Raw genomic sequence first — 14,862 nt, 5'->3', positions numbered from 1 at the left:
ATGTGGCCGTGCAAGAGCGCATGAACTGCCCGTTGGATGCCGCAGCCTGGGCAATAGAATCCCGTCAGCCAGTACACCAGACAGCGCGGAAAGGGGTAACGCGCCGGGTCGAGGCGAAAGTAAAGGGCCGCCAGTGCCAGCCCGGCCAATAAACCTGAAGCCAACAAACCGCTTCCTTGACGCCGCGAAAGCACTTAGAAGCCTAAAGCACGCAAGACAGCTCCGCCAGCACCCAGCAGTGCTACCAACCCCAAAGGAATAACCACTTGCAGTACGGCTCCAATCAGCCCGTATTTCACCCATTTGCCCGCATTGCGCGACGCTTCCTGCGCCCCCGCATAGTCCCCGACCGACAAACGGGAATTAACATTAGCGGCATTAACAATGGCGACAATACCGAACGGCAGGCAGCAGAAGATGGTAACAAGAATAGATTCCACCAACCAATTCTTGGGCGGGATGCCCCCCGCTGGCGGCATGCCTGCGGGCGAAGTGTACGATTGTTCCATGCGGCCGAGTAGAGACTAGGATGAACTAACCAGTGAAAAATAGCAATTTCCTGCTTCAATCCCAGGTGCCGGAACAACCACCGCTATTTTTTGAAGATGAAATACACCGCAGCCACCAATAACGCAAAGCCTATCAAGTGATTCCAGGTTGGCTTGTCGGTTTTGAACACGTACACGGCGCATAGCGTGAAGACGGTAAGGGAAACCACTTCTTGAATCACCTTGAGCTGAAACAGAGTGAAGGGCCCCCCATTCTCCTTGAACCCTAGCCGATTGGCAGGTACCTGAAACACGTATTCGAAGAACGCCAATCCCCAGCTAATCAAAATAATGCCTACTAACCCTAGCCCGTGCAGCCAACTTATCTTTTTGAACTGCAAGTGCCCGTACCAGGCAAACGTCATAAACAAGTTAGAGACAACAAGCAGCAGAACAGTATAGAGGCTCTTCATCATGCGGTGTAAGGTGCGCTAGCAAACTTTTATGCGAGCTTACGGCAGGGCAGTACTTGTTGGCTAATGCAGATGCTACAGTGCTTGCACTAGGGACTGGCTACCATGCCAAAGGGTCGGTTTCTACTTTTGGTGATAAACGCGCTGACGCTCATTAGCGTGTTGTTTGCGAGCGGCCAAATGCTGCTGTGGTCCGAGCAACTAAGGAATCGTCGGGTTTCTGCGCGCCCACGAAATGGACGATGGTATGGCCGTGTTTAACCTGAACCGGCTCTATATCGCCAAGCCGTTGGCTACTCCAACGGACTAGCGGTTTCACTCGGTCGCCCCGTGGCAGGTGCGCGTGTGACATAAGTTGCTGTTAAATGATTGGTAGCGCTAGCTAAGCAATAGGGGGCATGTTCTCCCAATCTTTGGATAGAGTGTCGAATACCAAGCAGCCCTATACTTGACGACAGGTTCCAGTTATAGAAAGTAATGCTAAGAGGATCAGATACAATTGTTAGATATTGTATTTTATTGTTAAAAGTTTTAAATCAAATCAGGTCTATAGAATAGGCTAGAAAGATGCTGCTGGAAATGCTTTATATTGTAGCGGCCTCTGAAAATGGGCTCGTTTGGTCGGGAATAGGAAGTGACACCAAACGCTTTTCTTGTGCGGAGCGGTGCGTCACTTCTTGGACTTTCCCAGTTTATTCATTTAATTATTTTATTCTGTGCGACACATTCTGTTTCGTTCTATACTCGGACTTGGCGTGCTTGGCGGGGCGCTGGCAGGCTCATCCTTCACTGCTCCTGGCCGCACTGGCCAACCAAACCATATCGCCAGGGAGAGTGCACCGTTGGCAGGTCGGATTTCAACTGCCGAGCCTGCACAGAGTGCCGGAACTGGACTCACAGCCTTATACTTCAGCAATGGCACCTTGGCCGGTGCCCCTGCTCTTAAGCGTCTCGATACAGCCATTGATTTTCAGTGGGGTGCGGGTTCGCCCGGACCGGGAGTGCCAACCGATAATTTCTCGGTGCGTTGGGAAGGCCTACTCGCAGCTCCTACCACCGGCCGCTACAAATTCACGGTGGTCACGGCCGAAGGCGTACGGCTGTGGGTGAACGGCAAGAAAGTGCTTGACACGTGGGACGGCAAGAAAGCTGATATGGCGGGCGCTTCAGCCAACTTGGCGGCCGGCGAGAAAACCAGTATCAAGCTAGAATACTACGACGAAGAAGGCGACGCCCGCATTCAGTTGCAGTGGGTACCGCCGGGACAAGCGGCTCAAACCATTCCTACCGCCAATCTATATCCGCTGGGCTCTTCTAACGGGCCCGACCAACTTGAGGCAGGTAGCCCGCCGGTAGCCGCGCAGGCGCTCAAGCCTGCTCCGGTAGCCAAGGCTCCTGCCAAGGAAAAGCAGCCAACCGCCGCCAAAGTCCCAGCCGCCAAAGAGCCTGCCGCCGCGAAAGTAGCGAAAGCCTCCAAAGAATCTAAAGTGGCAACTGCGTCCGCAGCCGAAGTAACTTCGGAAGCACAGCCCACCCCAGCTTCAAAACCTGCGGCTGCGGCGTTCGTAGCTGGTGTTTATACGCTAACAGCCCGCTCCGACGGTAAGGCGCTGGAAGTGCCGGATCAGGCGCAGCCCAACGTTGCCGTAAATCCTTCGGCGGCGCTGGCTACCAATGGGTTGCCGCAATGGAGCATAGAAAGCGCCGGCAACGGCTACTACCGCATTGCGGTGCAAGGTGGGCGTAAGGTGCTGGAAGTGCTGGGCAGTGCAACCTCCAACGGTACGCCGCTGAGCTTGTGGCCTTTCTATAGCGGCAACAACCAGCTCTGGTCGGTGGAGCCCGTAGAGGAAGGCTTCTATAAAATCAGTGCCAAGCACAGCGGTAAAGTTATTACCGCCAATACGCCCGAGGAAGGAGGACTACAACAGCGCCGCTACGGCAACCGGCCCACGCAGCAGTGGAAGCTGGAGGCTGTTGCGCCAGTAACGCCGACGCCCACTGCCGGAAAAAGTAACACGCCAGGAGTGGGAGCCAACCAGCTGAGCGTATACCCTAATCCCAGCAATGGGGTGATGCAGATGGCGTATCAGCTTAACATGGAGCAGCCTATTGGTTGGGTGCTCTATAACCAGCGGGGTGTAGCCGTGCGCGTTTCCGACTATCGCCGCCAAAATGCTGGCGCCCAGCACCAAACGCTCGACTTCCGCAGCTTGCCCCCCGGCGACTACTTTCTGAACTTAACGGTAGGCACTGTTAACACCAAACACCCCGTACAGATCCGGCGCCCCACCGCCGAGGCACCTGCTCCGGTCACTGCCCCTACAGAATAGCGTATGCTTCAAGCTTACTCAACAAGCGCGCGAGACTGATAGTGCTAAGTTTGCGTGCTAGCCAAGGCCCCATAGCCAGCCTGCACTTCAGCTACGGTGCTACGCACCAACGCAGAAAATTCGGTTTTAAAGCATTACTGCTTAGGCTGTTATTCTAACTTGTTTTTCGTCAACAAGGGCGCTGACTGCATCAGCGCCCTTGTTCTATTATAGGGTCTAGAGACTCGAAACTGCTTCCGTGCGTGCTAAGCCTAATATTCAGTGAATGTTTTAGTAAGTGCACATAGCCAACTGAAGAAGCTTTCTGCACTACCCGACAAACACACTCATCTGTGTCCACAACCGCTCGAACTCCTGAACGAAGGGTTGTACTGTAGCATGGTCGTCGGTGATGAGCAGATTTTCAAGATTGTGCTCGGCGGCCGAACGGGTCCAATTATAAGAACCGGTTAGTACAGTGCGCTTGTCTGCAACGGCGAATTTATGGTGCATGTGGTATTCAGTACGGTCGATGCGCACGGGAATACCAGCCGAGAAAAGTTGGCGTACATCAGAGCCACGGTCGAGCAGCTTGTCATTGTCGGTGAGCAAGCGCACGAGCACACCCCGGTGATGAGCACTGATTAAGGCGTCAGTTAACCGGTCGTCGGCTACGGTAAACACACAGATGTCTAGTTGATGCGCCGCCTGCCCGATAAAGCGCTGAATAGCCGCTACGCACTCAGTTCCAGGGCTGAAGTACACTTCGGCGTGTGTAGGGCGGGCTGGAGGGGTAGCCGGAGGTAGTAGCAACGCGCTGGCGGCTTCCAACCATTCCACTACCGCTTTGTCTTGTAAATTGTTGAACCGACTACGGGCCAACGCAAACAACTTGTGCCGCAGCTCGTGCAATTCGGTGCCATTCTGGCCGTGTTCGGCCAAGCGCTGCCGCAATTGCCGGGCTTCTTCCACCGATAAGGTAGAATCGGCAAAAGCGCGCTTGAAATGCTGCAACAAATCAGTTGTAGCAGCCGCTAAGCGGCTTGTCCCGTGCAAGTTCTGCGGCATAAGGAAGAGGCATTAAACCGAAATAGCACAGCTTTCTATTTTGCGGAAAATAGCGTATGCGCTTGCACAGTAGGCGTAGCTGGCACTGTACTCAGTATTCAGCCCCTGTGCTTGCTGTGGTTTTCGTCTTACGGCAGACTAAGCTCGGCGGCCGGGGTTGGTTTAGCGAAAGCACGAGTCACGCGGCTTTGTGCCTCTTGCAAGGCTTTAGCATAAGGCGCATGAAGCACCCGCACTGGGGGGCCATCCGGACGAAGCACAGCATCCCATAGGCCTGAACGATGCCACTCGCGGTCCAAGAAGTCCCAGTCGGGGCGGTCGAGAATAGGATAGAGGCACACGCCCCACAGCGGCACGCCTGAGCGTAGTGCAGCGGCGCATTCCCGCCCAATCATGCGCATCCACTTGGGTCGGTCCACGCCAGGATGGCTGGTTTCGGTTAATACCACGGGGCGGTTGTAGCGCTTATGAGCAGCAGCCAACAGATGACGCAAGGGGCGCCAGCGGCGGTCGGCAGGATACTCGCCCCACGGAATGCGGGAGTGTGGGTCAAGCTCCCATTGATTATCGTAGTAGAAGTTAAAGCCCAGAATGTCTACGTATTCCGGTCGGCCCCCAAGCTCGGGGCAAATGCGGCCCGCTAAGATATCCACCGACTGAAACTGATGGTCGTGGAAATGGGCCGCACGAACCCGTTCTTCCCGGTTGGCTCCTGCCCTTGGTATAATGTTGATGAGCGGCTCCGTGGTGAGGATACGAACTCCAGGATCAACTTCGCGCATGGCTGCTACACCCTCGATATAAGCCCGCATCAGCCCGTACTTCACTTCCCAACCCTGACCTACACAGTAAGGCGCGGTACCTCGGACATCACCACCCAGCCAGCTCATAAAGCTCACCTCGTTGATGGGCGTCACAATCAGCTCACCCTCGGGCTGCTCCGACCGATAGAACTGCACAAAAGCCCGACACAAAGCTGAAAAGCGTCGCGCAAAAAGTGGGTGTAGTGGCGTCAGATCATCGGGGTAGCCGAAGTGACAGATGTCCCAGAGTTGCTGAATACCGCGGCGGCGGCCTACTTCCAGCATAGTACGCACCGTGCTCCAATCGTACTGGTAGGGCGTTTTTTCGATTTGGCTCCACCGGATTCCTTCCCGCACCGTGCCTAGATTGTACTGTTGCAGGTCCCGATAATCCTGGTCGAGCAGTTCTAGATGGCCGGTCAGATGCAAAAAATCTACGCGGTAACCGAAGCAGTTGAGCTGGTCGGTGCATTCGTAGCCAGCCATCCAGAACGATTGGAAGGGGTTGTTGCTAGTAAGAGCAAGGGGCATAGGTGCAGGGTTGGAAGAGAACGTGCTTCAGCACTAGCTTTTACCGCAAAAGCCGAAGTTGAGTTGTTGAGGTGAAAGTAAGTACGGGGCACTTATAGCTACAGCTAGCACAATTGGTTTTCAAGCAGGAACGTCAATCAATTCATTGGGCCCAGCCGTTGGTTGTGCTTGCCGTGGTTACGGGTGTCTTCTCACCGGCTCGCGATACTATATCTGCGGCGACACGGCCGCTGACGAGTCGGAGGGTAGTGGAGCACGTTGTTTACCGGCAATGGACTTGGCTTCGATAAAAATGCGCTTGAAATCCGGATACCTCGCCCGTATGGTGTCTTGTAGCCGCCGAACGGCCTGCTCCACTTCATTGGCCGAAATATGATCCTGAAAATCCACATCGAGCGCCAACACAACATCGTGCGGTCCCATATACATGGTAAGGGGCCGGCGGATAGCTTCGACGGCGTGATCTTGTCGAGCCAGGGCTTCAAGGCCGTCCAGTGTCTCATCATCCACGCCTTCGCCTATCAGCAAGCCTTTGGTCTTGTAAATCAAGAAAATAGCAACGGACACCAGCAAAATACCGATGCAGATAGAAGCGCCCCCATCGAAGGCACGGTTATTAAGCAGATGCCCGAGGTAAACGCCTGCTAGCGCAATGAGCAAACCAAGTAAAGCGGCCAAGTCTTCCATCAGGATGGCAAACACCGAGGGGTCTTTGCTGCGGCCCAAAGTTTCCCAGAAGCCGGCGTCGCCCCGTCCTTTGTTGAACTCACGGAAAGCGAGGAAGCAGGAAATACTCTCAAATACCAATGATAGGCCTAGTACCACGTAGTTCCAGGTCGGGTCGGACATCGGCCCAGAGCTATTCAAATACTCGTCGCTTAAGTGCTCGACGCCTTCGTAGAACGACATGCCACCACCCACTGAAAATACCAGGATGGCCACAATCAATGACCAGAAATACAACTCCTTGCTACGTCCAAAGGGGTGGCGGGTATCGGCTGGCTTTTCAGCCTGTTTCACGCCATACAGGATCAAAATTCCGTTGCCGCTGTCCACCAGGGAGTGAATGCCCTCCGAGAGCATAGCCGAACTGCCCGTGAAGAAAGCGGCCACAAACTTGGAAATAGCAATGGCGACATTGGCCCCAATGGCTCCGTAGATGGCAATTTTAGATGATCCAGCAGACATGAACGACGTAGTTTAGCAGCCCTAAGTAAAGCAAATAGGCTGCCTGTGGTACGAAGCTACGCAAAGCGAGGTTGACGGAGAGCCCACTTCATGAAGGCTAAGCTGAACAGTATTCGAATAGGTAGGTCAGGGACGCGTAAGCTCTTATAGAAGCGAGCAGTGAAACTTCTGCGTTGAACAATTCAATTTAATCCGACTTTTACGCCTCTATGGCTGAACCCGCTACTACCAACTCAACTGTTTCTGCTGCTCCTCTGCGTCGGCGCTTAGGGCTGATGCAGGCCACGGCGCTCAACATGATTGACATGGTGGGCATTGGTCCCTTCGTTACGCTGCCATTGGTGATGGGGTTTATGGGCCCGAATTTCCTGCTAGGATGGCTAGCCGGTGCGGTGCTGGCTTTAGTAGATGGCCTGATATGGAGTGAGTTAGGGGCCGCTTACCCCGAAGCAGGAGGTTCTTATCGGTTTCTGAAACTAGCCTACGGCGAACAGAAATGGGGCCGATTGATGTCTTTTCTTTACGTGTGGCAAACGTTGGTGCAGGCCCCACTGGTGGTAGCGTCGGGGGCCATTGGTTTCGCGCAGTACTTCAGCTATTTGGTTCCGCTCAACGACACTTGGCAGCCCAAACTGGTATCGGGAGGCGTGGTCCTGCTGCTGATTGCGCTGCTCTACCGCCGCATCGACGACATCGGGCGGCTCGGGGTCATGCTGTGGGTGGGCGTACTCGGTTTGATGGGCTGGTTGATTTTCGGCGGGCTTACCCATTCAGTGCACCCGGTAGCTTGGCTTCCTGCTGGTGGGGCCAGCGCGCTGCTGTCTTGGCAAGACGGGCAACTAACGGGGATACTGCTTTCGGCTGCGCTCGGACAGGCTGCCGTCAAAACCATCTACTCTTATTTAGGCTATTACAATGTGTGCCACTTAGGCGGCGAAATAAAAAACCCGCAGCAAGTAATTCCACGCAGCATTTTCCTGAGCATTCTGGGCATCATGGCATTGTACCTGCTGCTCAACTGGAGCGTCGGAACCGTTATTCCGTGGCAGGAAGCAAGCAAATCCCAGTTTATCGTGAGTTCCTTCGTGGAGAAGATCTACGGGGCCACTGCTGCTAAAGCTGCGACGGCACTCGTGCTGTGGGTGGCGTTTGCCTCTCTATTTGCAGTGCTGTTGGGCTACTCGCGCATTCCGTACGCCGCCGCCGCCGACGGCGAGTTTCTGCCGATTTTCGCTAAGACGCACCCTACTAAGCAGTTTCCGCACGTGTCTCTGTTGATTTTAGGGGGCGTGGGGTTTGTATTCAGTTTGCTGTTTCGATTAGGAGAAGTGATTAGTGCCATTTTGGCCATGCGGATTCTGGTGCAGTTCGTGGGACAAGCAATCGGGCTGGTGTTGTTGCGACGCCGCCGCGGCACGCAGGGCCTCCCTTTCAAAATGCCTTTGTATCCGCTGCCAGTGGTGGTAGCTGTGGTCGTGTGGCTATGGGTATTCGGGAGCATTAAGGATGGCGCTTTACTGTACGAAGACGCTAGTACGCGCATCTTTCTGCCGTTTCAGATGGCCGCATTGCTGATGATGGCGCTGGGCACTGTTGTGTTCTTGTTCTGGAGCCGCCGGCTCGGAAGGTGGCCGTTTCGGGAAGTTGCTTAGGGAAAACAGTAAGCATATAGGTGCCTGCCAAGTGGGCTACGGGGGCCACCACTTCCTCCAGCAGTTCCTCTCAGCAATTTGACCACATACTCAATGAAGTCTGCTAGCAGGTTGTTGCCTTCAACTGAGCGTTAGACAGTCGCTGGCTCACTAGGCGAAGGAGTGCGCAAAGATTGAGGGAGAAGCAAAAGTAACACCCTTCTACAAAGCTCGCACTAATGCCACGCCGGCGAATGTAGCCAGCAAGCCTAGCAGCACACTGCCAGCTACATAAAAGGCCACCAGAATATACTTCTCGGCCTCAAGTAAGGTGAGCGTCTCGTAAGAGAAGGTGGAAAATGTAGTGAAGCCGCCGCAGAAGCCAGTGGTAAGCAGCAGTCGCAGCGTCGACGAGGTCAATGTGCCTTTCTCGGCTAGCGCGTAAAACAAGCCAATCAACAGGCAGCCTAACACATTGACCAGCAGCGTGCCTAGTGGAAACGGGTGGGCGAAATACCGGGCTACGGCTATTTGCGCCAGATAGCGGCTTACACTGCCAATGGCTCCGCCCACGGCAATAACAGCGAGAAGTCGAAGCATGAGTAGTAATAAGTTACAACGAGATTTTCGGTTGATGACCGGCACAACTATGGCAAGCTCAGCCGCTAATTCCTGATGCCAACTGTCTGAAAAGTACTCACAGAATCAGCACCAGCGTACCACCAATGATAAGCGCTGCCCCCATAGCCGCTTTCAAAGTAAGCGTCTCACCCAGAAACAGCACCGACAACATAATGGCAATAGCAACGCTCAACTTGTCGACGGGTGCCACTTGCGATACTTTACCTAGCTGTAACGCCTTAAAGTAAAATATCCATGACAAACCCGTTGCCATGCCCGATAGCACAAGAAACAGCCAGTTGCGCGGCGTGAGTGCGTGGAAGTCGGCGGTATTGTCGCGGGCGAAGACAATGCCCCAAGCTACTACCAAAATCACAACGGTGCGAATGGCCGTAGCCAAGTCAGAGTTGACCCCTTTGATGCCTATTTTAGCCAGAATAGCAGTGAGAGCGGCGAAAACTGCCGACAGTAAGGCATAAGTCCACCACATGATGCGCGGGTTTAGGCGTTTGTGCTTTAAGCTAGGCAAAACACCACAGCTTAGGCTAGCTTAGCCGCTTCTCGTAGCAGAAGAAACGTAGTCCGGGCCGAAAAGCCAGTGTGATTTCGCCTGCAAACCGGTAGCCTAACTTCGGAAAAAGCCGCTGGGTAGCCACATTCTCAGAATTGGTATCGACGCGCAATACCCTTAGACCTTGCTCGGTAGCAAGTAGTTCGGCTTGCCGCAACAGTGCTGCTGCTACTCCGCGGCCTTGCGCTGAAGGATCTACGGCCAGGCGGTGTGTCACGAGGGCTGGCTCAGCAACGTCCCAATCGGCTTGGCTGTATTCCTCGTCTTGGTCATGCGTAAGTGCCCCCACGCCAGCCACTTGTTTTTCCCATTCCGCTACCCAGAGCTGTTGTTTGAGCACGTCGTTTTGAAAAACGTTTTCGTTTGGGTAATCAGTCGACCACTGAAAATTTCCGGCCTCATTCATCAGTGGCACTACGCGTCGCACTAGTGCTAGAATAGCAGGCAAGTCAGTAGTAGTGGCACGACGCACTAGCATAAGCGAGAAATAAGAAAGTGTATAACTAAACAGAAGCAGTAGTGCGGTGCAGCCAGAGCAGGGCATAATCTCCGTCCGTTACTGGTACTACTTCGTAATGCAAAAGCATAGGTTGCAGCAACTTGCCTATGTTCAGGTAGGAGTCTACACGCGTGTGGGAAAGGCCAAACAGGTTTTATTGTTTGTGTTTGCGTTGCTGCCACCTAAACAACTAATCTTGCTTGCTACAACCTACCAGCCAAGATGGATACTTGACATTATAAATCGAGTAACTAAGCGGGAATAGGTGAGAAACAAAGTTGGGCAAATCCAGCGGGGTTGACCACTGGATTTGCCCAACAAACTTGTGTTGAAACGCCGTTGGTTACCCCCGGCGCAAGACGGTAGCGGCTTCCTTGGCGAAGTAAGTAAGAACAGCATCGGCTCCGGCCCGCTTGATGCTGGTCAGAACTTCCATCATCGTTTTCTCACCGTCCAGCCAGCCGTTCTGCGCGGCCGCTTTCACCATGGCATACTCACCCGACACATTGTAGGCTGTTACGGGCAGATTGGTGTGATTCTTTACATCCATAATCACGTCAAGATAGCTTAGCGCGGGCTTTACCATCACCATGTCGGCACCCTCCTGCTCGTCCAAGACCAACTCGCGCAGTGCCTCGCGACGGTTAGCAGGATTCATTTGGTACGTTTTCTTGTCGCCCTTCTTAGGGGCCGAGTCGAGGGCATCACGGAAGGGACCGTAAAAAGCGGAGGCGTATTTGGCCGTGTAACTCATAATGCTAACGTGGTTGAAAGCATTGCTGTCGAGCACGTCCCGAATCCAAGCTACGCGGCCATCCATCATGTCAGAAGGACCGATAATATCTGCCCCGGCCCGAGCCTGAGCTAAGGCCATTTGTCCGAGTACTTCCAAAGAAGCATCGTTCAAAATTTCGCCAGATTCAGCGTCTACTACACCGTCATGGCCATCGGAACTATAAGGGTCCATGGCTACGTCGGTCATAATTACTACATCCGGAAACTGACGCTTGATGTCAGCTACGGTTTTCAGATAAAGACCCTCCGGATTGGCGCTTTCCCTGGCCAGCCGATCTTTTAGTGCATCGTTGATACTCGGAAATGGGGCAAAGCTGTTGATTCCTAGATCTACGCAGCGCCCGATTTCATCAATCAGCCGGTCAGCCGTGAAACGGTGAATACCGGGCATCGAGCCAACTTCAAGCGTTTGGTTATTTCCTTCAATAAGAAAGACCGGATAGATGAAGTCGTGCGTGGTGAGTCGAGTTTCCTGCACCATGTCGCGGATAACAGCTGATTTGCGGTTGCGGCGTGGACGGTGCGTGGGGAGCTGAGGCATACATTTGTTCAGTTGATAAGACAAAATAAAACAACTGAGATAAAGGTAAGGTTGCGTCAGCTAGTAGCGTTTGTTAGCCTTCCTAAAGCTTTGCTCGATAAACAGTGGCTACTACCAGAACTCAAGATAACAGTCAGTAACCTTAGTGGACCCACACTGTGTGTAAGGTGCGGACCACTAAGGTTACTGGCTGACAGGCATAGCAGAAGCGGTTACTTCACTAAGAGTATTTACCCGCCTATAGCCAGCCGCTACTTCTAGAATGCGCAGATAGCGGGCCGCTACCACTTCAGGCTGATGCGCGGACAAGTGGGCAGGTGCTGCCCGCCGAAGCTCCAGTTCCAGACTCGGATCTTGCAGAATACCCAAAATAGTGCTTGCCAGCGACTCTACACTACCGCGCTGAAAAACTAGCCCAGCCTTGCCAGCAGCGTCAGGTAGGCCATCGCTGTTTGAAACAATAGGTAAGCACCCACAAGCCATTCCCTCTAGCACCACGTTGCCGAAAGCTTCCCCGTACAAGGAGGGTACTAGTTGGTACCGATAACGATTTAGTTCTCTAGCCAAGGCTTTTCCTTCCAGAAAGCCAATAAAATTTACGTATGCTTTTATGTCAAGAGACGCTACTAATGCCTCTAGATTCTCTCGCTCCGGACCGTCGCCAATAATGGTTAAAGAAGGTTTTTCAGTGTAATCCTTATTTTCGCTTAGTATAGATAATACCCGATGAAAGGCTTGGATGGCCATTGCAACCCCTTTCTGGGAGACTAGCCGCCCTAGAAACACAAAGTTGTTTGTCCGGTTCACATCAGGAATCATCATAAAGTCCTTCGCCCGATACGGATTGCCAATAACTGAAGAGGCTGGCCAGTTTTGCTTGCGTACTGCCTCGCTTACCGAGATTACAGCATCAGCTCTCCTCAGCCACTTTCGCTTCAGCCAGCTTGCACTGCTTTCCCACTCAATCGCTGTGTTCAACGCAATGACAGAAGGTCGGCCAAATAAAACAGCTGGCCATGCCAGTCGAACACATGGGTTGTTTTCGAAAACAATATCTGCCCACTCGTGCTGCTGAAAAAGAGTTGAGGTACTTGGGTTGCGAATTATTTTGAACGGGAATTTGCTGTCTTCAGCAGTGACCGTACTAGACCAAGTTAGAATACGGACTTCATGTCCTGCGCCCGCAAAAGCACTAGCATAAATTTCTGAATTAACCTCTATACCCCCAATATCTGGGTGGAATTTGTGAGAGAGCAATAATATTCTGAGCGACATAAAGCGAATCTAAAGAGATTTGATAAAATGGTTGCAATTTTTGATCGATGTGCCATAATATAAGTACAGCAGATGCCGGATTACAGGATAGTATTTACGCCTTAAAGATAGAGTGCAAAGTTATTATAAAAGTGCAAAAATTAGATATGCCGGCTGTAAAAAACCTTCAATCAGAATGTTGCTAACTAGCACATGCTGATCAATAAACAATGACGCGAAGCGGTAGTCGTGCTCGGTAGTACAACCACCAGCAAGATTTCTGATTTACGGTTATGGTAGCTGTTCGGACTTGACAGCTTGACGCGCTATGCGTAAGCGACAACCTACCTATACAAGGAGAAGGCATGTATCGCCGACTTTGACCATTATCAGCCAAAAACCGTCCTTCTCCATCATTTCAATGAGCGGTAAGTACATTATACATTAGTTCAGGTAGATAGTGCGTTGGATATGACGATAGTAACTTTCGTAATTAAAAAGCGAGCCTGTATAATGAGCCTACAGCTGCCAATATTGTGCCGAAGAACAAGAAGGCTGGTTACTGCGTCATGATAGCGGTTGCCTAGTAGCAAGAGTATGGCAGCAACCAAACTTACATGGCAAAAGCCGTTGGCTACTACATTTCGCCATGCTCCTAGCGTCTTACTTTTCTTTTAATGGCAGTTGGCGGCGTAATATAGAAGCAAAGAAAACCTGCGATATTTTAAACAAAACAGGCTTGTGCCAATTAAAACTTGGAGAATTACCGTACTAGAATGGCGTTTCTTATCTTTCGGGCGGCAGTTAGAAGTAAATGGTGCAACTTACACTGCATTGTAGCTTTACCTTCTCCTAGTAATCCAGGAGATTTATAGCCCTCTAAATCAGATTAAGGACATTGTTTCACTGTAACCACATTCCTTTTTCGATAAGGCATCAGATATCGCTCATCACCTTGTGCTATATTGAGAGCCAAGTATCAACGAACGTTTCTAAACCCACTTTTTTTGAAAATCAAAAGTGAGTTTATAATCAATACGCTAATGAAGGTTTCAGTCTGCATTCCCACTTACAATCAGTCGCAGTATTTAGCGCTTGCAGTACGTAGTGCGTTCAACCAAACAGTTGTGCCAAGCGAAATCGTTATTCTAGATGATTGCAGTACCGACAACACAGCAGAAGTTTTGCAGGAATTAGCGAAAGAAATTCCTGTACTCAAAATTATTCGCCAACCAAAAAACGTAGGTATTTCTAAGAATACAGATCAATGCTTACGGACAGCAACCGGTGAATTTATAGTTCGGCTTGACTCTGACGATATATTGGCACCCTCTTATATCGAGAAGCTTTCTGGCTTGTTGGTGAATTATCCGGACGGGGCTTATGCCCATGCCGCAGTTCAAGAAATTGACCAACACGGCAATTTCCTCCGACAACGGTTGCTTATCCGCCAGTCTGGATTCCAAAAAAGTGAAGACGCTTTGCTGGCCTCTAAAAAGGGGTACAGAGTGGCCGCGAACATCATTATGTTCAGAAGAACTGCTCTGGAAGCAGTCAACTACAATACAGGGCGTCCAAACTCCGCTGAAGACTTTCATCTTTCTGCGGCACTAGCTGCTGCTGGGTTCGGCAATATCTACCTTGACGAGATTCTTGCTTGCTACCGGGTGTGGTCTGATGCTGGCAAAGTGCGCCAACGGCGTAAAATGCTGGAGATAGACGGTGTACGTAAAGTATTTGAGGAGGTCCTAGAGCCCGCGTATAAAAAACGTGGCTGGAACATATCCCAACTATACAAGGAAAGGGCAAACTTTGCGGGAGTATTATCAGATTGCTTAGGCTCCGACGTTTATACAGCACAAGAAAAATCAGAGTTAGCTGAGGCTCTAAATCAATTATCTTCTTCTAAAAGAGCCCAAATGTTTGCTTGGGCTCATATGAATGGATTTGGATCTATTTTGAGCAGTTATAGTGATTTTATGACAGGGCTGAAAACAACATTTAAAAAGTACCGGCGGGGTTTGAGGCAAAGTGATATTCCTAATCCAATTTAGAAATTCAATATCCTCGCGCTTCACGAGTAGTTA

14 protein-coding genes are annotated in these 14,862 nt (G+C 51.7%); 3 read left to right on the top strand and 11 right to left on the bottom strand.

From position 1 onward, the window contains the following. The 3 genes from ACFE7X_RS17245 to ACFE7X_RS17235 form a co-directional block, all read right to left on the bottom strand. The coding region (locus ACFE7X_RS17245; RefSeq protein ID WP_375436932.1) for a DUF2752 domain-containing protein at positions 1-77 on the bottom strand (77 nt) is incomplete at its 3' end. A gap of 117 nt (positions 78-194) precedes the next feature. Continuing rightward, on the bottom strand, positions 195-509 hold the full coding sequence (locus ACFE7X_RS17240) for a CD225/dispanin family protein (protein ID WP_375436929.1): 315 nt from the start codon (positions 507-509) through the stop codon (positions 195-197). Between the two features lie 83 nt (positions 510-592). Continuing rightward, complete coding sequence (locus ACFE7X_RS17235) at positions 593-961, bottom strand: DMT family protein (RefSeq protein WP_375436931.1); 369 nt, start codon at positions 959-961, stop codon at positions 593-595. 716 nt (positions 962-1,677) lie between these two features. On the opposite strand from ACFE7X_RS17235, the gene ACFE7X_RS17230 reads away from it, so the two are divergent. Then, on the top strand, positions 1,678-3,294 hold the full coding sequence (locus tag ACFE7X_RS17230) for a PA14 domain-containing protein (RefSeq protein WP_375436928.1): 1,617 nt from the start codon (positions 1,678-1,680) through the stop codon (positions 3,292-3,294). Between the two features lie 309 nt (positions 3,295-3,603). On the opposite strand, the gene ACFE7X_RS17225 is transcribed toward ACFE7X_RS17230, so the two are convergent. The 3 genes from ACFE7X_RS17225 to ACFE7X_RS17215 form a co-directional block, all read right to left on the bottom strand. Next, entirely contained in the window at positions 3,604-4,341 is a 738-nt protein-coding gene (locus ACFE7X_RS17225) for a phospholipase D-like domain-containing protein (RefSeq protein ID WP_375436927.1), read from the bottom strand. A 128-nt stretch (positions 4,342-4,469) separates the two neighbouring features. Beyond that, on the bottom strand, positions 4,470-5,675 hold the full coding sequence (locus ACFE7X_RS17220; RefSeq protein WP_375436926.1) for an amine oxidase: 1,206 nt from the start codon (positions 5,673-5,675) through the stop codon (positions 4,470-4,472). A 207-nt stretch (positions 5,676-5,882) separates the two neighbouring features. Beyond that, the gene (locus ACFE7X_RS17215; RefSeq protein WP_375436925.1) at positions 5,883-6,863 is read right to left on the bottom strand and encodes a cation diffusion facilitator family transporter; all 981 of its coding nucleotides are present in this window, start codon (positions 6,861-6,863) and stop codon (positions 5,883-5,885) included. A gap of 209 nt (positions 6,864-7,072) precedes the next feature. Here ACFE7X_RS17215 and ACFE7X_RS17210 point away from each other — a divergent pair, with 209 nt between their 5' ends. Further along, positions 7,073-8,515 carry an APC family permease gene (locus ACFE7X_RS17210; protein WP_375436924.1) on the top strand — a complete coding sequence of 481 codons (1,443 nt, stop codon included), beginning with the start codon at positions 7,073-7,075 and terminating at the stop codon, positions 8,513-8,515. A 201-nt stretch (positions 8,516-8,716) separates the two neighbouring features. Here the strand turns inward: ACFE7X_RS17210 and crcB are convergent, their stop codons facing one another. The 5 genes from crcB to ACFE7X_RS17185 all read right to left on the bottom strand — a co-directional run bounded on the left by crcB (position 8,717) and on the right by ACFE7X_RS17185 (position 12,796). After that, positions 8,717-9,094 (bottom strand): fluoride efflux transporter CrcB, encoded by a 378-nt coding sequence (crcB, locus tag ACFE7X_RS17205; RefSeq protein WP_375436923.1) that lies wholly within the window; start codon positions 9,092-9,094, stop codon positions 8,717-8,719. Positions 9,095-9,191: 97 nt separating this feature from the next. Continuing rightward, positions 9,192-9,605: an EamA family transporter gene (locus tag ACFE7X_RS17200; protein ID WP_375436922.1), complete on the bottom strand. Its 414-nt coding sequence runs from the start codon at positions 9,603-9,605 to the stop codon at positions 9,192-9,194. Between the two features lie 55 nt (positions 9,606-9,660). Further along, positions 9,661-10,164 (bottom strand): GNAT family N-acetyltransferase, encoded by a 504-nt coding sequence (locus tag ACFE7X_RS17195; protein ID WP_375436921.1) that lies wholly within the window; start codon positions 10,162-10,164, stop codon positions 9,661-9,663. A gap of 364 nt (positions 10,165-10,528) precedes the next feature. Next, positions 10,529-11,521, bottom strand: a complete 993-nt coding sequence (gene hemB / locus ACFE7X_RS17190; protein ID WP_375436920.1) for a porphobilinogen synthase — start codon at positions 11,519-11,521, stop codon at positions 10,529-10,531. Positions 11,522-11,704: 183 nt separating this feature from the next. Beyond that, positions 11,705-12,796, bottom strand: a complete 1,092-nt coding sequence (locus tag ACFE7X_RS17185; RefSeq protein WP_375436919.1) for a glycosyltransferase family 4 protein — start codon at positions 12,794-12,796, stop codon at positions 11,705-11,707. 986 nt (positions 12,797-13,782) lie between these two features. Here ACFE7X_RS17185 and ACFE7X_RS17180 point away from each other — a divergent pair. After that, positions 13,783-14,829 carry a glycosyltransferase family 2 protein gene (locus tag ACFE7X_RS17180; protein ID WP_375436918.1) on the top strand — a complete coding sequence of 349 codons (1,047 nt, stop codon included), beginning with the start codon at positions 13,783-13,785 and terminating at the stop codon, positions 14,827-14,829. Positions 14,830-14,862: the final 33 nt, after the last annotated feature.

It is taken from the genome of uncultured Hymenobacter sp. (assembly GCF_964242765.1).
GTDB lineage: Bacteria > Bacteroidota > Bacteroidia > Cytophagales > Hymenobacteraceae > Hymenobacter.
Note: the sequence above shows the minus strand (reverse complement) of the source record. Positions and strands in the feature narration are given on the sequence as shown.

Excerpts from the sequence above, each read along its gene's own strand:
- ACFE7X_RS17240 (WP_375436929.1), bottom strand. The coding sequence starts at position 509 with ATGGAACAATCGTACACTTCGCCCGCAGGCATGCCGCCAGCGGGGGGC.
- ACFE7X_RS17235 (WP_375436931.1), bottom strand. The coding sequence starts at position 961 with ATGAAGAGCCTCTATACTGTTCTGCTGCTTGTTGTCTCTAACTTGTTT.
- ACFE7X_RS17225 (WP_375436927.1), bottom strand. The coding sequence starts at position 4,341 with ATGCCGCAGAACTTGCACGGGACAAGCCGCTTAGCGGCTGCTACAACT.
- ACFE7X_RS17220 (WP_375436926.1), bottom strand. The coding sequence starts at position 5,675 with ATGCCCCTTGCTCTTACTAGCAACAACCCCTTCCAATCGTTCTGGATG.
- ACFE7X_RS17215 (WP_375436925.1), bottom strand. The coding sequence starts at position 6,863 with ATGTCTGCTGGATCATCTAAAATTGCCATCTACGGAGCCATTGGGGCC.
- ACFE7X_RS17210 (WP_375436924.1), top strand. The coding sequence starts at position 7,073 with ATGGCTGAACCCGCTACTACCAACTCAACTGTTTCTGCTGCTCCTCTG.
- crcB (WP_375436923.1), bottom strand. The coding sequence starts at position 9,094 with ATGCTTCGACTTCTCGCTGTTATTGCCGTGGGCGGAGCCATTGGCAGT.
- ACFE7X_RS17200 (WP_375436922.1), bottom strand. The coding sequence starts at position 9,605 with ATGTGGTGGACTTATGCCTTACTGTCGGCAGTTTTCGCCGCTCTCACT.
- ACFE7X_RS17195 (WP_375436921.1), bottom strand. The coding sequence starts at position 10,164 with ATGCTAGTGCGTCGTGCCACTACTACTGACTTGCCTGCTATTCTAGCA.
- hemB (WP_375436920.1), bottom strand. The coding sequence starts at position 11,521 with ATGCCTCAGCTCCCCACGCACCGTCCACGCCGCAACCGCAAATCAGCT.
- ACFE7X_RS17185 (WP_375436919.1), bottom strand. The coding sequence starts at position 12,796 with ATGTCGCTCAGAATATTATTGCTCTCTCACAAATTCCACCCAGATATT.